The sequence below is a fragment of the Luteitalea pratensis genome (assembly GCF_001618865.1).
Classification (GTDB): Bacteria; Acidobacteriota; Vicinamibacteria; order Vicinamibacterales; family Vicinamibacteraceae; genus Luteitalea; species Luteitalea pratensis.
Genome location: NZ_CP015136.1, coordinates 5,339,442 through 5,358,060, shown reverse-complemented (window position 1 = coordinate 5,358,060; position 18,619 = coordinate 5,339,442). Strand labels below are relative to the sequence as shown.

Annotated in this window: 18 protein-coding genes and 1 pseudogene; 12 read left to right on the top strand and 7 right to left on the bottom strand. The window is 68.2% G+C overall.

Going from position 1 to position 18,619, the window contains the following annotated elements:
* Positions 1–17: 17 nt before the first annotated feature.
* On the top strand, positions 18–944 hold the full coding sequence (locus LuPra_RS22500; RefSeq protein WP_110172833.1) for a pseudouridine synthase: 927 nt from the start codon (positions 18–20) through the stop codon (positions 942–944).
* A 94-nt stretch (positions 945–1,038) separates the two neighbouring features.
* On the opposite strand, the gene LuPra_RS33405 is transcribed toward LuPra_RS22500, so the two are convergent.
* From LuPra_RS33405 to LuPra_RS22485, 3 genes and pseudogenes are all read right to left on the bottom strand, one after another.
* A complete protein-coding gene (locus tag LuPra_RS33405) occupies positions 1,039–1,218 on the bottom strand; it encodes a four helix bundle protein (RefSeq protein WP_157899544.1) in 180 nt (59 codons plus the stop codon).
* A gap of 59 nt (positions 1,219–1,277) precedes the next feature.
* A pseudogene (locus tag LuPra_RS34645) lies at positions 1,278–1,403 on the bottom strand (hypothetical protein); the annotation flags it as partial.
* 321 nt (positions 1,404–1,724) lie between these two features.
* Positions 1,725–2,885, bottom strand: coding sequence for a hypothetical protein (locus LuPra_RS22485; protein WP_157899543.1), 1,161 nt, complete (start codon positions 2,883–2,885; stop codon positions 1,725–1,727).
* A gap of 238 nt (positions 2,886–3,123) precedes the next feature.
* Between LuPra_RS22485 and cmk the strand changes: the two genes are divergently transcribed.
* The 7 genes from cmk (at position 3,124) to LuPra_RS22450 (ending at position 9,792) form a co-directional block, all read left to right on the top strand.
* Positions 3,124–3,780 (top strand): (d)CMP kinase, encoded by a 657-nt coding sequence (gene cmk, locus LuPra_RS22480; RefSeq protein WP_110172829.1) that lies wholly within the window; start codon positions 3,124–3,126, stop codon positions 3,778–3,780.
* A gap of 658 nt (positions 3,781–4,438) precedes the next feature.
* Complete coding sequence (locus tag LuPra_RS22475) at positions 4,439–6,100, top strand: 30S ribosomal protein S1 (RefSeq protein WP_470368382.1); 1,662 nt, start codon at positions 4,439–4,441, stop codon at positions 6,098–6,100.
* 66 nt (positions 6,101–6,166) lie between these two features.
* Positions 6,167–6,502 (top strand): integration host factor subunit beta, encoded by a 336-nt coding sequence (locus LuPra_RS22470; protein WP_110172827.1) that lies wholly within the window; start codon positions 6,167–6,169, stop codon positions 6,500–6,502.
* Positions 6,503–6,506: 4 nt separating this feature from the next.
* The gene (locus tag LuPra_RS22465; protein WP_110172826.1) at positions 6,507–7,010 is read left to right on the top strand and encodes an HIT family protein; all 504 of its coding nucleotides are present in this window, start codon (positions 6,507–6,509) and stop codon (positions 7,008–7,010) included.
* 12 nt (positions 7,011–7,022) lie between these two features.
* Positions 7,023–8,162: an acyl-CoA dehydrogenase family protein gene (locus LuPra_RS22460; RefSeq protein ID WP_110172825.1), complete on the top strand. Its 1,140-nt coding sequence runs from the start codon at positions 7,023–7,025 to the stop codon at positions 8,160–8,162.
* Positions 8,159–8,986 (top strand): GNAT family N-acetyltransferase, encoded by an 828-nt coding sequence (locus LuPra_RS22455; RefSeq protein ID WP_110172824.1) that lies wholly within the window; start codon positions 8,159–8,161, stop codon positions 8,984–8,986. Before LuPra_RS22460 ends, LuPra_RS22455 begins: the two co-directional genes overlap by 4 nt.
* A gap of 116 nt (positions 8,987–9,102) precedes the next feature.
* Positions 9,103–9,792: an HAD family hydrolase gene (locus tag LuPra_RS22450; RefSeq protein ID WP_110172823.1), complete on the top strand. Its 690-nt coding sequence runs from the start codon at positions 9,103–9,105 to the stop codon at positions 9,790–9,792.
* Between the two features lie 183 nt (positions 9,793–9,975).
* On the opposite strand, the gene LuPra_RS22445 is transcribed toward LuPra_RS22450, so the two are convergent.
* The gene (locus tag LuPra_RS22445) at positions 9,976–10,791 is read right to left on the bottom strand and encodes a PEGA domain-containing protein (RefSeq protein WP_110172822.1); all 816 of its coding nucleotides are present in this window, start codon (positions 10,789–10,791) and stop codon (positions 9,976–9,978) included.
* Between the two features lie 50 nt (positions 10,792–10,841).
* On the opposite strand from LuPra_RS22445, the gene LuPra_RS22440 reads away from it, so the two are divergent.
* Genes LuPra_RS22440 through LuPra_RS22425 form a run of 4 tightly spaced genes read left to right on the top strand, consistent with a single transcriptional unit; the run spans position 10,842 to position 14,981 of the window.
* On the top strand, positions 10,842–12,440 hold the full coding sequence (locus LuPra_RS22440; RefSeq protein WP_110172821.1) for a SpoIIE family protein phosphatase: 1,599 nt from the start codon (positions 10,842–10,844) through the stop codon (positions 12,438–12,440).
* 1 nt (position 12,441) lies between these two features.
* Positions 12,442–13,344, top strand: a complete 903-nt coding sequence (locus tag LuPra_RS22435; RefSeq protein WP_234800507.1) for an AAA family ATPase — start codon at positions 12,442–12,444, stop codon at positions 13,342–13,344.
* Between the two features lie 10 nt (positions 13,345–13,354).
* Positions 13,355–14,527, top strand: a complete 1,173-nt coding sequence (locus tag LuPra_RS22430) for a vWA domain-containing protein (RefSeq protein WP_110172819.1) — start codon at positions 13,355–13,357, stop codon at positions 14,525–14,527.
* Positions 14,499–14,981, top strand: a complete 483-nt coding sequence (locus LuPra_RS22425; protein WP_157899542.1) for a CoxG family protein — start codon at positions 14,499–14,501, stop codon at positions 14,979–14,981. The genes LuPra_RS22430 and LuPra_RS22425 overlap by 29 nt, the downstream gene beginning before the upstream one ends.
* On the opposite strand, the gene LuPra_RS22420 is transcribed toward LuPra_RS22425, so the two are convergent.
* From LuPra_RS22420 to LuPra_RS22410, 3 genes are read right to left on the bottom strand one after another with little or no spacing between them, the layout of a single operon-like run.
* Positions 14,933–15,787 carry an FAD binding domain-containing protein gene (locus tag LuPra_RS22420; protein WP_110172817.1) on the bottom strand — a complete coding sequence of 285 codons (855 nt, stop codon included), beginning with the start codon at positions 15,785–15,787 and terminating at the stop codon, positions 14,933–14,935. The genes LuPra_RS22425 and LuPra_RS22420 overlap by 49 nt on opposite strands.
* Positions 15,784–18,147, bottom strand: a complete 2,364-nt coding sequence (locus tag LuPra_RS22415) for a xanthine dehydrogenase family protein molybdopterin-binding subunit (RefSeq protein ID WP_110172816.1) — start codon at positions 18,145–18,147, stop codon at positions 15,784–15,786. Before LuPra_RS22415 ends, LuPra_RS22420 begins: the two co-directional genes overlap by 4 nt.
* Positions 18,148–18,149: 2 nt before the next feature.
* Positions 18,150–18,614 (bottom strand): (2Fe-2S)-binding protein, encoded by a 465-nt coding sequence (locus LuPra_RS22410; protein ID WP_110172815.1) that lies wholly within the window; start codon positions 18,612–18,614, stop codon positions 18,150–18,152.
* Between the last annotated feature and the right edge of the window lie 5 nt (positions 18,615–18,619).

Sequence of the window (18,619 nt, the reverse complement as noted above, 5' to 3'; positions counted from 1 at the left end):
GGCGGGAGCCTCGCACCATGCCGCAGGAGCGCCTCCAGAAGATTCTGTCCGCCGCCGGCATCGCCTCGCGGCGCGTCGCCGAGTCGCTCATCGCCGAGGGACGGGTGCGCGTCAATGGCGAGGTCGTCAACGAGCTCGGGACCAAGGCCGATGGCCAGACCGATCGCATCGAGGTGGACGGCCGTCGGCTGCACACCGCGGTGCCGCGCCGCTACATCCTGCTGTACAAGCCGGTGCACTACGTCACCACGCGGTCGGACCCGCAGCGCCGGCCGACGGTGCTGACGCTGCTGGGCGAGGCGGGGCAGGGGCTGTACCCGGTGGGGCGGCTCGACTTCGATTCCGAGGGGTTGATTCTCCTCACCAACGACGGCGAGCTCGCGGATCGGCTCACGCACCCGCGTCACGAGGTGCCGCGCACGTACGAGGTGCGTGTGTTCGGCGTGCCCGCCGGCGAGACGATGCGACGGCTCGAGACCGGCGTGCCGCTCGACGGACGCCGCACGGCACCGGCGAAGGTCCGCGTCATCGAGAGCTTCACGAAGAAGTCGGGCGAGCAGTCGCTGCTGCAGATCGTGATTCACGAAGGCCGTAACCGGCAGGTCCGCCGGATGTTCCAGGCGGTGGGTCTGCCGGTGATCACGCTCGCGCGGACGAGCATCGGCACGCTGACCGATCGCCGCATGAAGCCGGGCATGTATCGGGAGCTGCGGCCAGCGGAGGTGCAGCAACTGCGTGCCGACGCTGGTCTCGCTGCCGGTCCGGCGCCGGCCAGGACGCGGACGAGCAGCGAGCCGCAGGCGGGCGTGCGCTTCGGCCACGCGCCGACTCCCAGTCACGTCAAGCGCAGCGTGGGCGGCAAGCCGAGGGCGCCAAAGATCACGTTGCGCGAGGCCGCGCGCGCCGCCAAGCCCGCACGCGGACCGCGCAAGCGATCCAGATGATGCCGCGATGCCGAATGCCGCGATGCCGAAATTGCGGACTTCAGGTCGCTCACCCACGGAGCGTCTCGCTGAGACGCCGGTGTGGCTTTGCTTCTCACTCGCCGCGACGTGATGAACGTTTCGCGCTGCGTGCGATAGCCGCCACCACGCGCGACACTTCTTCCGTTTCCTTCAGTAACTCTGGCCACACGTCCGTCTGTAGGACGCCGGACTCCCGCGACAACCTGAGCCAGAATTGCGCTTCGCGTGCTTCCTTGCGCGCGATGCCGACCACGCAATGAAGTCGGCCTTGGACTGGGCACCTGTGGCCTCCTCGAGGTTCGACCCGATGGACGTCACCGAGCGGACCAATTGCGCAACGACGATCCTGCGGACGATCGCGCGATAGCCGTCGTCATGCTCGAGACCGGTGACCCGCAGCGCCAACCTGAATGCCCGTTCCTGGATGTCGCGAGCCATACCGCACGACGAGCACACCGTGTGCCATGCAGGTCGCAGCGGCGCACCGCGCGAACGTGCAATCGCAGGGCGCGAGCGTGCAAGTTCTGATCAGAGGCGCGCAGCGGAGGTGTGCAGTTCGTGCGAGCGCAGGTCGACGCGAAGCGCTGCTGCCTATCGGTTTCGCGCACGCCCGAGCCGTTGCTTAGGGCGTGCTGCTGATGAGGGCGCGGGCCGGGCTGTTCTACGTGTCAGGGTGCGGGAAGTTGGCGAGGCCGCTGCGCCCATGGGACGTGACATTCCCAGCATTCCCGGCATCGCGGCATCGCGGCATTAACGCGTTCACCACGGCAGTTCCGCCCACATCCTCACCAGCGCGACGAGTTCGGCCGGCGTCGGCGCGCGGGCCACTTCCGCGTGGCTCATGAGCGACGTCACGTGGACCCGCACCGGCGTGCCTTGCGATCGCAGGTAGTCGCCCAGGGCGGTCGCCTCGCTGTCGGGAATGACGTCGTCGCCCTGCGCGTGCATGACGAACACCGGGGCGCTCGGTGCCGGCGACATCACGGGCGACAGGGCGGCCTCCTGCCCCCAGCGATCGAGGAACGGCAGGAGCCGGGCCCCGAGACCCAGCGCGTCGCGTTCGTTGACCATGTGCATGAATGAGCGGGCCTCAGGAGGGAGACCGGCTTCGAGGTCGCGCGCCTTCTGGAAGTCGATGGCCGCCTGCGCCTTGTCGAACATGTCGACGTGCGACGCGTGGAGGAACTGATGGACGGCCTGGCGCAGCGGCGCCACCTGAGCGCCGGGCACGACGTCTTCGGCCATGTTGGTCAGAAGGATGACGGCGCCGTATTCGTGCGGCTTGTGGATGCTGCCATCCGATTGCCTGCCGGCGCACAGCGTGGCCATGACGCCCGGCAGCCGCGCGTGACCGCCCACCGAGAACACGAAGGCGACCCGATTGCGCAGTGACGGTCGTCCCGCCGCGATTACCGAGAGCCCGCCGGCAAACGAGATGCCCAACAGCCCGATGCGTCCATCGCGATGCGGCGGGACCTCTGGCGCTGCGAGCATGGCGAGCGCCGCGTCTTCGATGTCGTCGGTGAGACGAGGCGTGACGAGATATTCCTTGAGGTCGGGAAAGGCCGGCGTGATCACCGGCGTGCCCGACGTCGCCAGCGTCTCCGCAAACGCGATCAGCCGTGGTTCGTCGATGCCGAGCGCATGCACGCCGCCACTCAGCAGGACGGGGCGCGTGCGTACCCGTTCCGGGCGGTAGAGCCGCGCCACGCGAGCCCCATGGCGCGCAGTGAAGGACAGCATGACCCGGTCGACCGTGGTGGTCTGCCAGGCACCGACGTGCCTGCCGAGTGGCCCGCCCACCTTGCCCATGCGCACCAGCAGCGACATGGCGCGCCCATAGCGGCTCTGCGACAGGGCAATCCACCCGCCGAGTACGAGTGTGGCCAGCACCAGCAGGGAGATGAGCGCGACACGCACGTGGTCATTGTAGGGCCCGGGTGCGGCGTACCTTCGCGCGCCGCGCACTGCTGGAATGCCGCGAATGCCAGGAATGTCGAAGGCCTTGCCCGGCACCCGGCGCCCGTGCGGTAGCGTTCGGCGTCCGACGTTCAGCGTTCGTCGATGCGGTGCGCGGTACCCGGCACCCGGCACCCGGCACCCGGCACCCGGTACCCGGTACCCGGTACCCGGTACCCGTCCTGTATTCTGTGGAACGGTGTTGATCGCAATCGACGGCCCTTCGGGCGCGGGTAAGGGAACGGTGGCGCGAGCCGTCGCGGACGCATTGCAGTGCCGTCACGTGGACACGGGCGCCATGTATCGCGCGGTCGCCTGGCGCGCCGTCGACCGCGGCATCGACCTGGACGATGAAGGCTCGGTGGCTGACGTCGCCCGGGATGCGCAACTGGAGGCCGAGCAGGGACGCGTCGTGATCGATGGGCACGATGTCACGCGGGCGATCAGGACGCCGGAGATGGATGCGGCTGCCGCCCGGGTGGCACGGCTCGAGCGGGTGCGCGAGGTGCTGGTCGAACGCCAGCGCGCCTATGCCGGGGACGGCGACCTGGTCATGGAGGGGCGCGACATCGGGACCGTGGTGCTCCCCAACGCGCACGTGAAGGTATATCTCGACGCCCATCCCGACGAGCGCGCCCGTCGCCGGGCCGGCGATACCGCTCATGCGGCGCAGGGCGGCGACGTCTCCGCGATTGCCACCGCCCTCACCAGTCGCGACCACAGCGACCGCAACCGTACCGTGTCGCCCCTGACGCAGGCCGCCGACGCGACCTACATCGACACCACCGGCCTGGCGATCGAGGACGTGGTGTTGCAGGTGCTCGACCTGGTCCAGGCCGCGCGGGCCCGCGCCTAGCCGCTCAGCCGGGCCAGGTGGCTTCGCTGTAGATGCTGCAAGGCTGAAGTGCGGCAAATGTCGAGAGCATTGCGGGTTCGACATTCCAGCCTTCCGGCCTTCCGGCATTTCCATCGGTGCCACTGGTCGCGGTCGACCTCACGTCGGCCGTCCGCCCACCGGCCCCGAGCGTCGAGCAAGCTCGACGCCTACATTGCTCGCGCCATGGCTCCGACGACTCCATCAGGGGCCGTAGCGGTCGACCTTCAGGTCGACCGGCCCCTACGCTCCCGCGTCGACCAAAGGTCGACGCCTACAGAGTCGCCCGGAGGGCTCGAGACGCCGTCGGCCCTCGCCAGTGCTCGGTGTTTCCCGGGGCGGCGGCGACCCGCGTCCGATGTGCGACGGCTCCGCCGAAGACCGTAGCCGTCGACCTTCAGGTCGACGGGCCGGCTTGCTTTGACGAACGGCGCTAAATGGTGTAAATTCTGTCGGTTGCCCGCATAGCGCGTGCCACCACCGACAGCCGCCGGCGCTGTAAAGACCGGCAAATGCCACCGAGGAGGATTCAGTACGCATGTCAGATCAACTCACGGACCAGCCGGAAGTGCGCGAAGGGGGTGCCCGGCAGTCCGCTGCCGCCACAACCAAGGCCATGTGGACGGCAGATGATCAGGAGATGGACCCGCAGGAGTTCGCCAGCCTGCTCGACCTGTACGACAACAGCTTCCGGAATATCACCGAAGGCGAGGTCGTGAAGGGCACAGTCCTGTCGGTCTCCGCCTCGGCGGTGATTGTCGACGTCGGTTTCAAGTCGGAGGGCATGATTCCCCTCGACGAGTTCCTCGACGAGAACGGTGAAGTCATCGTGCAGCCTGGCGACACTGTCGACGTGTTGCTCGAGCGCACCGAGGATCGGGACGGCCACATCGTCCTCTCGCGCGAAAAAGCCGAGAAGATGAAGATCTGGGACGAGGTCGAGAAGGCCTTCGCGGATCGCAAGGTCGTCATCGGTCGCGTCATCGAGCGCATCAAGGGCGGCCTCGCGGTGGACATCGGTGTCCGCGCCTTCCTCCCCGGCAGCCAGATCGACGTCCGTCCCGTGCGCAACCTGGACGCCCTCAAGGGCCAGGAACTGCGCATGCGCGTGATCAAGGTCAACAAGAAGCGCGGCAACATCGTCCTCTCGCGCAAGGTCCTCCTCGAAGAGGAGAACGCCGAGAAGAAGAAGCACACGCTCGAGACGCTGGCCGAAGGCAAGGTCATGCGCGGCGTGGTCAAGAACATCACCGACTACGGTGCGTTCATCGACCTCGGCGGCATCGACGGCCTGCTCCACATCACGGACATGTCGTGGGGCCGTGTGCAGCACCCGTCGGAACTCTTCAAGGTCAACGACGAGGTCGACGTCATCGTCCTCAAGTTCGACCCCGAGAACGAGCGCGTGTCGCTCGGACACAAGCAGCTCACGACCGATCCCTGGTCGGACGTGGTCGAGCGCTACCCGGTCACGGCGCGGGTCACCGGACGCGTGGTCAGCCTCACCGACTACGGCGCCTTCATCGAACTCGAGCCGGGCGTCGAGGGCCTCATCCACGTCAGCGAGATGTCGTGGAGCAAGCGGGTCAAGCACCCGTCGAAGATCCTCAACGTCGGCGACAGCGTCGAAGCGATGGTGCTCGGTGTCGATCCCTCGGCCCGCCGCATCTCGCTCGGCCTCAAGCAGGTCGAGACCAACCCGTGGCACGAGCTCACCGACAAGTACCCGGTGGGCACGAAGATCAAGGGCAAGGTTCGCAACCTGACCGAGTTCGGCGCGTTCGTGGAAGTGGAAGACGGCATCGATGGCCTGATCCACATTTCGGACATGTCGTGGAGCAAGCGCCTCAAGCACCCGTCCGAGATGCTCAAGAAGGGCGACGTGGTCGAGGCGATGGTGCTCAACATCGACGCCGAAAACCAGCGCCTCTCACTCGGCCTCAAGCAGCTCGCGGCCGACGTGTGGGACGACTTCTTCGGTCGTGTCCAGGTCGGTGACGTGGTCGAGGGCAAGGTCGTCCGCATGACCTCCTTCGGCGCGTTCGTCGAACTGGCCGAGGGCATCGAGGGCCTGATCCACGTGTCCGAGTTCGACGCGGACAGCGGCGAGAAGGTGGATCTGCAGATTGAGCAGACCTACCCGATGAAGGTCATCAAGCTGAGCCCGTCGGAGCGGAAGGTCGGCCTGAGCATTCGTGCGCTCAAGGACGACAACTACCGCGCTGATTGGGGCCAGTACATCAGCGAGGCCGCCTCCACCGGTGGCGCCACGCTGGGTGACCACTTCAAGCAGCAACAGTAGGTGCCGCAGTGACACCGGGCGGGGGAGCCTTCCTCTCCCCGGCGTCCTGTTTTTCCGAGGACACCCATGACCAAGGCGGATCTCGTCGAAGAGGTCTCCCGCGTCTCCGAACTCACCAAGAAGGACGCCGAGCTCATCGTCGAGACGGTGTTCCTGTCGGTCATCCGCGCGCTGCACGCGGGCGACAAGGTGGAACTCCGCGGCTTCGGCAGCTTCCGCCTGCGTCGTCGCGAGCCCCGCAAGGGCCGCAATCCCAAGACCGGCGATCGCGTGGACGTGCCCTCCAAGCACGTGCCGTACTTCAAGCCCGGCAAGGAACTGAAGGACCTCATCAACGCCACCGCGGGCGATGATCTCGAGACCGTCGAGGCCGAGGTCCATACCGCGCCCGTCGCGTCCTGAGGCGATGGATCACCTCTGGTCCCCCTGGCGACTGCAGTACGTCACCGGCGGCCATGCGCCGCCCGGCTGCGTGTTCTGCACGGCCGACACCGGCACTGATCCTGGACAGGCCGCGCTCGTGGTGCATCGCGGCACCATGTGCTTCGTCATCCTGAACCTGTTCCCCTACAACAACGGCCACCTGATGGTCGTGCCCGGTCGTCACATCGCGACCCTGGCCGAAGCGACGCCCGACGAACTGCACGAGATGATGCAGCTGACGCAGCGCGCCGAGATCGTGCTCCGGACGGCGTACCAGCCGCACGGCATCAACGTCGGCATCAACATCGGCCGCGCGGCCGGCGCTGGCCTGGCCGAGCACCTGCACATCCACCTCGTGCCGCGGTGGAACGGCGACACCAATTTCATGACCACGGTCGGCGAGAGCCGCGTGTTGCCCGAGTCGCTCGACGCGACGGCGATCCGCTTGCGGCCGCTCTTCGTCGAGGCCGCGGCTGCCGCCCTCTGATAGCCTAGACGGGTGCAGGTTCAGCCCACCGATCGACAGGACGCGTTCGCGGCTCGCGCGCGGCAGTTCGCGGCCGAAGAGGTCGCGCCGCGCGCCGCATCGATTGACGACCAGCACACCTTCCCCCGTGACCTGGTGGCGCGCGCCGGTGCCCTTGGCCTGATGGGCGTGACCATTCCCGCGGAATGGGGCGGCGCGGGCGAGGACGACGTGGCGTACGTGCTGGCGCTCGAAGCCGTGGCCCGTGCCAGCGCGACGGTGGCGGTGATCCTCTCGGTCAACAACTCCCTGGTCGCCGAGACGATCCTTCGCCACGGCACCGACGCGCACCGCGAACAGTGGTTGCGCCGGTTGGCGCGCGGGGAGGCGGTGGGCGCGTTCGCCTTGTCGGAAGAGCAGGCGGGCTCGGATGCGGCCAACCAGCGGACGATGGCGACGGCCGACGGCGTCGGCTACCGCCTGACCGGCAGCAAGGTGTGGGTGGCCAACGCCGAAGCCGCCGACGTGGTGATCGTGTTTGCGGCCACGCGTCCCGATCTGCGGGGACACGGCGTGTCTGCCTTCCTCGTGCCGATGGATGCACCAGGCCTGCTGCGCCGCAATCGCGTCGACTCGCTCGGCGTGCGCGGCCTCGGCTGCATGGATCTCCTGCTGGAAGACGTGGTCGTGGACTCGAGTCACCTGATCGGGCAGCCGGGCCAGGGTTTCGCGATTGCCATGGAGGCCCTCGATGGCGGCCGCGTAGCCATCGCCGCGCAGGCGCTTGGCGTCGGCGAAGCGGCGCTCCAGGAAGCACTCGGTTACGCAAAGCGCCGGGTCGCGTTCGGGCAGCCGATCGCCCAGTACCAGGCCATCCAGTTCATGCTCGCGGACATGGCGACCGGCCTCGAGGCCGCCCGGATGCTCACGTGGAAGGCCGCCACCGCGCGGGTGCGTGGGCAGCGCGGCACGCTCGAGGCGTCGATGGCCAAGCTGGCGGCGTCGGAAGCCGCGCATGCGGCCGCCGATCGCGCCATGCAGATCCTGGCGTCGGAAGGCTACCGCCGCGGGTCGACCGTCGAACGCCTGTTTCGCGATGTGCGGGCCACCGAGATCTACCAGGGCACGTCGGAGGTCCAACGCATGATCATCGCTGACGCGGTGCTCGGATGACCGGCTCGATCGAGCTGGCCAAACGGATCGAAGCCGCGGACACACGCCTCAGCCTCGAGATGGCCGAAGTGAGTCGTCGAACGGGCACGGACGGCGCTTTCAGCATGCGCGTGGGCAGCGGCGCCGCGGTGTACTGCGGACCAGGCGCGCCGATGACGAAGGTCATCGGCGTCGGGATCGCGGAACCCATCACCGACGAGGACATCGATCGGGTGGAGGACGCGTATGCCGCGACCGGCGAGCATCCGGGGTGGGAGATCGCGACGCTTGGTGACTTCCCGTCGATCAGGCGCCTCGAGGGCCGCGGCTATCGGCTGCAGCGGATCGAGATGGTGCTCGGACGCGACCTGTCGCGAGCGACGCTCATCGATCCGGTACCGGCCGACATCAGGATCGAGCGCGGCCACGACGACGAGTGGGCGCGCATCTCGGTCGCTGGCTTCGCGGCGGCCGAAACGGTCGACGGGCGCGACGCGCCTGGCGAACAGTACGACAGCAGCATGCTCGAGCGGGTGGTGCGGCAGTTTGCCGGCATCGACGAAGTGCGGCGCTACGTCGCGTTCCTGCACGGCGCCCCGGCGGGCGCTGCAGCGGCACGAGTCGACACCGGTGTCTATCAACTGTGCGGCGCGGCGACGCTGCCGGTGTTCCGGCGCCGCGGCGTGCAGAGCGCCCTGCTCAGCGCACGCCTCGCCGAAGGGCGCGCCGCGAACTGCGACCTCACCGTAGTCACCGTCGAGCCCGGATCGCGTTCCCAGGCCAACGTGCAGCGTCGCGGCTTCGTGCCGCTCTACAGCCGCCTCGTTCTCGCGCGGGAGACGTGAACAGCAGGCTACAGCCTACAGCTACCTGGAGGAACGCGACCCACGTACCTTTCACCTCGTCCCTTGGTCCTTGCCCCTCTTGATTTCCTTGTGACTTCTTCGTTCTCCCTTCTCCCTTGATCGAACTCTCGAAATTCCGTCCCCGCGCCGTCGTGTTCGACCTCGATGGCACGCTCGTCGACAACATGCCCTTGCACGCCCAGGCCTTCGAGCGGTTCGCCGAGGCGCACGACCTGCCGCCGCTGACGATGGACCTGCGGCGTCGCATCGATGGCAAGCGCAACAGCGAGATCTTTCCGATGTTGTTCGAGCGCGAGATGGGAATGGAGGAGGTCCTGCGGTTCGAGGAAGAGAAGGAGGGCGCCTACCGCCAGTTGTCGCGTGGGCGGCTGGCGCTGGTGCGCGGTGCACTGACGATGCTGTCCCGCCTGGAGACGCGCGGCATCGGTGTGGCGGTGGCGACGTCCGCGCCGCTGAAGAACGTGCTGCACACCCTCGCCGAGACCGGCCTGGACACGCGCGTCACGATCATCGCCCGGGGCGACGAAGTCGCGCGCGGCAAGCCGTTCCCGGACGTGTTCGCGCTCGCGGCCGAACGTCTCCACGTCGCGTCCGATGAATGCCTGGCCTTCGAGGATGCGCCGATCGGCGTCGCCGCCGCCGTCGCCGCGGGCATGACCTGCGTCGGCGTCGCCACCACATTCACGGCCGAGCAGTTCAACGCGCACATCCCGGCGCCACATGCCGTGCTGCCCGATTACGAAGCGTTCCTCGCGGGGCCGGGGCGGTGGTTGCTGGACGATTGACGTGGCTCGGCGTGGGCCGGGCTCCACCTCCGCCAAGGCTACGGTGGCACAAGTCGGACAGCCCGCCCCTCTGGCACGACGTCTCAGGTCGCAGGTCCGGGTCTCAGGTCTCAGGTCTCAGGTCCGGGTCTCAGGTCTCAGGTCTCAGGCAGGCATGAGGCATGAGGCATGAGGCATCGGGCATTACTTGCGTGCGGCCTCGACGTCGCGGTGGAAGACGAAGAGCGGGTCGGCATTCGCGGCCGTCGTCGTGAAGTTCCAGGCGCGCCCGCTGCGCTGTTTCAGGCGGAGCCGCTTCTCTGCGTAATCGACGGTGAATGTCTCGACGCTGGCGTAGGGCAGCGAGAACGCGTCCTTGTGGGCAGTCTCGTACCGCAACCCGTCGCCGGTGGCCCGCAGCGTGCCGTCACACGAGCCGACGCCATGCTGGTGCACGACGGCGACCGCCATGTCGACCGACGCCCTTGCCTCGGCCGTCCTGGCAGCCGGAGGCATCGTCACGTCCACGGTGGTGGGTGCGTCGGCCAGGACCTCGACGGTCCGCACCACGGGAGGACGTCCCTCGACCTGCACGTTCAACTGGTACCGGCCGGGAGCGACGTCACGCGACACGAACGGTGTCGTGCCCAGGAACTTGCGGTCGAGGAACACATACGCGCCGGGCACGTCGGTGGTTACGCGGAACTCGCGCGCGGCCGGCGCAGGCGTCGCCGTTGCGGGGCGTGCCGGTGCGCGATCTGCCCGCCGCGGCGGGCCGGCTGGCGGTGCCGCTCGCGCGCCGGCGCCTGACCCCGGCCGTTCGGTCGTGGCCGGCCGTTCGTTGCCCGAAGTGGGAACGTCCGTAAGGGAAGCCCCGGCATTGGTCTTCGCCGGGGCGTCCGGCGGTGCTGTGCGGGTGGTGGCGTACCATGCCACGAGACCGCCGAGCATCGCGACGCCCAGTAGAATCCACAGCAGGCGACGCCCTCGGGGGGCGTCGGGCTCCTCGAGGCTGCGCATCGCCGCCAGCCTACCATGTCACGCAGTAAGCTCGGACTAACGCGAAACGCATGCCTCCCGCCCGCTTGAAGCTCGTCCCCAGCTCGCCCGAGGCGACAACTGAAATCGTCCCCGCCGATCAGCCGATCGTCATCGGCCGTGATCCCCTGTCGGGCGTCGTGCTCTCCGAGCCGAGCGTCTCGCGTCGTCACGCCCAGATCGTCCGGCGTGAGGATGCGCTCGTGCTCGAGGACCTCGGCAGCGCCGTCGGGACCTTCGTCAACGATCAGCGGGTCAACGCCCATATCCTCAGCGACGGCGACCGCGTGCGCTTCGGCCGACAGGTCCAGTTCGAGGTCGTCAGCGAGACCATCGCGACGCTGCTCGAGTCGGCCGGGCTCGACGACCGCAGCACCGGTGTACGCCACCTGCAGGAACTGCTCGATGTCGCGCGTCAGTTGAACAGCGCCGCCGTCCTGCCCGAGGTGCTCGCGGCGGTCCTGCGATCCGCCATCCGGATCATGCGCGCCGAGAGCGGTGCGCTGGCCCTCATCAACGCCGACCAGAAGCTGGAACTGGTGCTACGCCTGCCCAAGCTGGCGCCGCCCCCCGTGGCGCAGCAGGAACTCGACCTGCTCCGGCAGGCCGTGAAGGGGCACCGCACCCTCACCAGCCAGGCGATGCACGAGACGCTCATCGCGGCGTCCGCGCAGGTGCGGCCCGACATGGTCGCGACCCCGCTGATGGTGGCGCGGCGCGCCCTGGCCGAGGACTCTTCGTTCATCGGCCGCCTCGACGCCGTGGGAGCCTTGCTCGTCTCCCGGCCGGCGAGCACGCAGGTCGTACCACGCGAGGAGATCGCGATCTTCGAGTCGCTCGCCGCCGACGCCGCGATGGCGATCGACAGCGCTCGCCTCTACAAGGAAGCGCGGGCCAAGGCCAAGTACGAACACGAGATGACGCTTGCCAAGGACATCCAGGCGTACTTGCTGCAGGCGCCGCCGATGGTGCCTTACGCCTCGACGTTCGCCCAGACCGAGTCTGCGGCGTCGGTGGGGGGGGATCTTTATCAAGGGGTGGCGCGCCCGGATGGCAGCCTCGCGCTCGCCCTCGGCGACGTTTCTGGCAAGGGCGTCGGCGCCTCGCTGATCATGGCGCTGGCGACCGGCATGCTGCGCCTCTTGCACGACCTCGGGCAGCCGCTGTCGCAAATCCTGCCGACGCTGCACAACCAGCTCCTCAACTACAGCCCCGGCAACAAGTACCTGACGCTCGGCGCCACCGTCCTGTATCCCGACGGCCGTCTCGAACTCGCCAACGCCGGCCATTGCGCGCCGGCCCTGGTGCGCCGATCCGGCGAGGTGACGATGCTCGATTCCGGTGGGCCCGTCCTCGGATTGCTGCCGTTCGGGACCTGGGATGTGGAGACACTGCGGCTGGAACCGGGTGACGCGCTCGTCATCTACAGCGACGGCGTCAGCGAATCGACGTCCCACACCGGCGAGGACTTCGGGACCAAGGGCGTGTCCGATACCCTGAAGACTATGGCTGGCCGCACCCCCACCGAAATGGCGCGGGCGCTGCTCGAAGCGTCGATCGCCTTCCGCGACGGACGCCCGGCCGTTGACGACGTGTCGCTGCTGGTGGTGAGGTATGAAGGGCAGCAGTGACGTGCACGCTCCCTTCAATGTCTCGATCCCCGACCTGCAGGAGCGGCTGGCCGCGCAGCAGTACGTCGCCGACTACGGCTTGGCCGTCTCCCTGTTCCTCGCACTCCGACTTGGCCGCCCGCTGTTTCTCGAAGGCGAGGCCGGCGTCGGCAAGACCGCCCTGGCCAGCGCGATCGCTGCCGCGCTCGACACCGATCTCATCCGGCTCCAGTGCTACGAGGGGCTCGACGTCACGCACGCGGTGTACGAATGGGATTACGCCCGGCAGCTCGTCGAGCTGCGCATTCTCGAGGCGTCCCGAGACCTTGACCGCGCCACTGCCCGGCGCGAGTTGTACAGCGACGCGTTCCTGATCAAGCGGCCCCTGCTGCAGTCGATCGACCCGGCCCGGACACGGCCGGCCGTGCTGCTGATCGACGAAATCGATCGGGCCGACGAGGAGTTCGAAGGCTACCTACTCGAACTGCTGGCCGAGTTCCAGATCACGATCCCCGAATTCGGGACCGTGCGCGCGACCGAGCCGCCGATCGTCGTGCTCACCTCGAACCGCACACGGGAGGTGCACGATGCACTGCGGCGCCGGTGCCTTTACCAGTGGATCGAGTACCCCTCGTTCGAGAAGGAACTCGCGATCGTGCGCGCGCGGGTGCCACACGCCGCGGTTCGCCTCGCCACGCAGGTGACGGCGCTCGTGCAGGGACTGCGGGCGATGGAGTTGTACAAGCGGCCCGGCGTATCGGAGACGCTCGACTGGGCGGCAGCGCTGGCGGCGCTCGACCGGGAAACGCTCGATCCCGAGATCGTGGAAGCCACGCTCGGAGTCGCGCTCAAGTCCAGGGACGACATCGACGCGGTGAGGGGCGACGTGCTCGCCAGCCTCGTCGCCCGCGCGGCCACACGCTGACTGGCGCGTCATGGCTGCCCTCCTGGCAAATGTCCTCGTCTTCGGCCGGTTGCTGCGGACGCTCGGCATGGAGGTGCACGTCGGGCGCCTCCTCGACATCGCCGAGGCGCTGCAGCATGTCGACATCGGTGCGCGCGAGGACGTGTACCACGCGTGCCGCGCCCTGCTCGTCCATCGTCGAGAAGACCTCGCCGTATTCGACCGCGCGTTCGACGCGTTCTGGCGCGAGCAGGGCGATTTCTCGATTCCGGCCCCCCGCCGGCCGGAAGGTGACCCGCGGAAGGACGGCCTTGGCTCCGGAGGCCAGGCGCATCTCGAGAGTCCCGGGGTGGCGCTCCCGCAGCAAGCCGCCGACGCCCCATCGGGCATCCTGCAGACATGGAGTGACGCGCAGACGCTGGCACACAAGGACTTCGCGGAGTACACCGCGGCCGAGGTCGCGCTGGCTCGCGCCGCGATGCAACGGCTGGAGTGGCGGCCGGGCGATCGCCGCACGCGCCGCTGGGTCCGCGGCCACGGGCCCGGGGTGGACCTTCGAAGAGCACTGGCGCACAGCGTGCGCACGGGCGGTGACGTCTTCAAACTGCCGCGCCGGCACCGGCGCATGCGCGAACGTCCGGTGGTGCTGCTGTGCGACGTCAGCGGGTCGATGGAGCGCTACTCGCGCATGCTCCTGCATTTCGCCCACGCAATCGGGCGCCGACAGCGCCGCGTCGAAGTCTTCGTCTTCTCCACCAACCTCACGCGTGTGACCACCGAGCTTGGCGCGCGCGGGCTCGACGCGGCGGCGGCCGAGGTCTCGCGATCCGTGCCCGGGTGGTCGGGGGGCACCCGCATTGGCGACGCGCTCCGGCAGTTCCATCAGCAGTGGGCGCGCCGTGCGCTCCGGGGCGGACCGGTCGTCCTGCTCATCTCGGACGGCTGGGATCGTGGCGACCCGCTGCTGCTGCGCGAGCAGATCAAGCGCTTGCAGCGGAGCTGTCATCGCCTCATCTGGCTCAACCCCCTCATCGGCACACTCGACTATGCGCCCCTGACGCGGGGACTGCAGGCGGCGCTGCCCTTCGTGGACGACTTCCTGCCGGCCCGGACGCTGAGCAATGTCGCCGACCTGGCGCTACACTTGGACACCTTGCCGAAGCGAACGCACAGCCATGGACATCGCCGGTTCCTACACGTTTGACGTGCCGCCCGAGCGGGTGTGGTCGCTGCTGATGGACCCGGCAGTCATCTCCTCCTGCATTCCGGGCTGCGACACGTTCGAAGCCACCGCGGAGAACAGCTATCGGGCCAAGCTGACGGTCGCGCTCGCGGCGATTACCGGGTCGTACGACGGTATCGTCACGCTATCGGACCTGGTGCCGCACACGTCGTATCGACTGACCGCCGAAGGCAAGGGGCGGCCAGGGTTCGTGAAGGGGAGCGCCGCCATCACGTTGCGTACCGACGGCGCAACGACGACTGTCGACGTCGCCGGGACCGTGCAGACCGGCGGCCCGATCGCGCGTCTCGGGCAGCGCCTGATCGGCGGCGTCTCGAAGATGATGATGGACCGCTTCTTCGTCTCGATGGTGGAAATCAGCCGCGCCTACGATCGAGCCATCGCGGACGACAGCGCTCGACGCGCGAAGACCTGAACCATCGCACGCCGGTACTCCGCGCTGGCGTGGATGTCCGCGTTCAACTCACCCAAATCCTGCCCCGCCACACCCGCAGCGCGTTCGATAGTCTCCTGCGACAGCGGTTGACCCGCCAGGGCCTTCTCGACACCGGCCAGGCGCACTGCATGCGCTGTGGCTCCGGTCAGACCGATACGGGCCGTCGCGATGACGCCGTCGCGCACGTCGAGTGCCGCCGCGACGCCGACGATGGCGTAGTGTGACGCGCGCTGGTGCAGCTTCGCGTAAGCGGCGCTTCGCACCGGCGCGAACTGCACGCTCGTGATGATCTCGTCGTGGCGCATGTCCACGGTGAACAGGCCGCGGAAGAAATCTGCGGCTTTCACCACGCGCGGACCTCGTGGGCTCTTGAGGTGAATCTCCGCATCGAGCGCCAGCAGCACGGCCGGCATGTCGGCCGCCGGATCGGCGTGCGCGACGCTGCCGCCGATCGTGCCGCGATTGCGGACTTGCGGATCGCCGATGCTCGCGGCGGCCTCGGCCACCGCCGGACAGCGCGCCTGCAGGACGGCAGACGAGGCGACGTCGTGGTGCACGGTGGCGGCGCCAACGACGATCTTGCCATCGCGTTCCTCGATGCCCTGCAGTTCCGGGATGCGGCTGATGTCGACCAGTGCCTGGGGCTCGCTCAAGCGCAGTTTCATGAGCGGCACCAGGCTGTGGCCGCCGGCGATGATCTTGCCCCCTTCGCCGGCCGCCTTCAGCTTCACCAGCGCATCGTCGAGCGAGGTGGCACGTGCGTACTCGAATGGTGTCGGGATCACGCCTGGCCTCCGTGGATGATGCGCCACAGCTTTTCGGGCCGCAGCATCATGTCGATGTGTGTCACGCCGAACTCCGACAGGGCGTCGACGGCCGCGTTGACGATGCACGGCGTCGAGCCGAGCGTGCCGGCCTCGCCCACGCCCTTGGCACCGAGCGGATTCACCGGCGTCGGCGTCACCGTCGCGTGGAGTTCGAAGCGTGGGAAGTCGGTCGCCCGCGGCAAGGCGTAATCCATGAACGACCCGGTCAGCAGCTGCCCGTCGTCGTTGTAGACGGCCTCCTCGACCATGGCCTGGCCAATGCCCTGCGCCAGGCCGCCGTGGATCTGTCCTTCGACGATGAGCGGGTTGATGAGATTTCCCGCGTCGTCGGCCGCCACCAATCGTCGCAGCGTCGGCTCGCCGGTCTCGCGGTCGATCTCGAGCATCGCGATCACGCAGCCGAACGGATACGTGTTGTTGGTGGGTTCGAAGAACGCCTCGTCACTCAGCCCGGGTTCCAGTCCCGGAGGGAGCGGCACCGGCACGTACGCGTAACCGGCGACCTCCGCGAACGACTTGGCCGAGGCCGGCGATCCCTTGACGCCGATCCGGCCGTTCTCGAAGACGAGGTCGTCCTCGTGGGCCTCGAGCAGCGCAGCCGCGAACTTCGCCATCTTCGACTTGACCTTGCCACCGGCCAGGTGCATCGCCGTGCCACCGACGGCCTGCGAGCGGCTGCCGAAGGTGCCGATGCCCTGCTTGACCACGCTCGTGTCGCCGTGGTGGATGGTGATGTGCTCGATGGGCACGCCGAACTGGTCGGCGAGCATCTGCGCGAAGGTCGTTTCGTTGCCCTGTCCGTGCGGCGACGCGCCCGTCGTGGCGCTGATCCGGCCGTCCCGCTCGATGGTGACCTGCGAATGCTCCCAGCCGCCGGTGGGGAGTGACGAACTGGGACCGAGGCCACACACCTCCACGTACATGGCCAGCCCGACGCCGACAAGTCGTCCCTCCTTGCGGGCCGCGTCACGTTCGGCGATCAGGGCCTTCCAGTTGGACGCGTCGAGGGCGCAGTCGAGGGCCTTGCCGTAGTCGCCGGAGTCATAGACCGCGCCCATCTGCGTCGCATACGGGAACTGGTCCGCCGCGATGAAGTTCCTACGCCGCAGCTCTGCCGGGTCCATCTTCAACTCTCGCGCGAGCATGTCCATCGCGCGCTCCACGAAGTAGGTCGCCTCGGGACGTCCGGCGCCGCGGTAGGCGTCGGTCGGCGTCTTGTTCGTGAACACCTCGGTGAGCGTGGTCCGGATGGCCGGGATGGCATAGGTGCCATTGGCCATCATCATCGTCAGCGTCGGGATCGCGGCCGTCAGCAGCATGTTGTACGCGCCGATGTCGGCGATCAGCCGCATCTTCAATCCGAGCACCTTGCCGGTGCGCAGCGCGGCGACGTCCACGTAGCCGATGATGTCGCGCCCGTGGGTGGTCGCCACGAACGCTTCCGATCGGTCCTCGATCCACTTGACGGGTATCCCCAGCCGCTTCGAGATCGCGGCCGTCACGTACTCCTCGCCGTAGATGTTGATCTTCGCGCCGAATCCACCACCGACTTCCGGCGCGATCGCGCGGACCTGGTCCTGCCCGAGGCCAGTCATCGCGGCAATCATCGTGCGGAGGATGTGCGGGTTCTGCGTCGACGACCAGATCGTCATCGACCCCTTGCCCGGCTCGAAGTTCGCCACGACCCCACGAGGCTCGATGGCGTTGGGCACCAGGCGCTGGTTCATCATGCGTTGCGAGACGACGATTTCGGCCTCGGCGAAGGCCCTGTCGACGGCCGTGTCGTCCACCTTGCCGTCCGGCGTACATCCGGTTCCACTGGGCACCAGCGCCACGGCCAGGTTGTTGGGAAAGTCCGGATGAATGACGGTGGGCTGCCCGGTCATCGCCAACTCGGGGTCGACCACGGCCGGCAGTGGATCGATGTCCACCACGATGGCATCGGCGGCGTCGCGCGCGACGTACCGGTCACGCGCCACAACCACGGCCACCGGTTCGCCTGCAAAGCGCACGACGTCCACCGCCACTGCGCGATGGGGCGGTGATGGGAACGGCGTGGCGATCGGCATCGGCGCGAGCATTTCCGCGATCTGCGCGCCCGTGAACACGGCCTCGACGCCGTCCATGGCCTCGGCGGCACTGACGTCGATGGAGAGGATCCGGCCATGCGCGACGTCGCTGCGCTTGAACGCCAGGTGCTGCATGCCCACGATCTTCACGTCGTCGACGTACGTACCGCGGCCCTGGATCAGGCGCGGGTCTTCGCGACGCCGTACGCGCTCACCGACAAGCTTGGGGAGGACGGGAGTGCTCGCCATGGCTACTCCTTCGCCCCTGAGGCGGATTGAATCGCGTTGACGATGTGTTGGTAGCCGGTACAGCGGCAGAAGTTGCCGGAGATGCCGTCGCGGATCTGCTGCTCGGTCGGGTGCGGCGTCTCGGTCAGGAGGTTGACGGCCGACATGATCATGCCAGGCGTGCAGTAGCCGCACTGGAGCCCGTGTTCCTTCCAGAAGCCTTCCTGCAACGGATGCAGCTGGCCATCCCTGGCCAGGCCTTCCACCGTGGTGACGTCGCAGCCGTCGGCCTGCACGGCGAAGACCGTGCAGGACTTGACGCTGCGGCCGTCCACCAGCACGGTGCACGCACCGCACTGGCTCGTGTCGCAGCCGACGTGCGCGCCGGTGAGCAGCAGGTGCTCGCGCAGGAAGTGGACGAGGAGCAGACGCGACTCCACGTCCCCCTTACGGACCTTACCGTTGACCGTCACAGAGACATGAGCCATGGGGC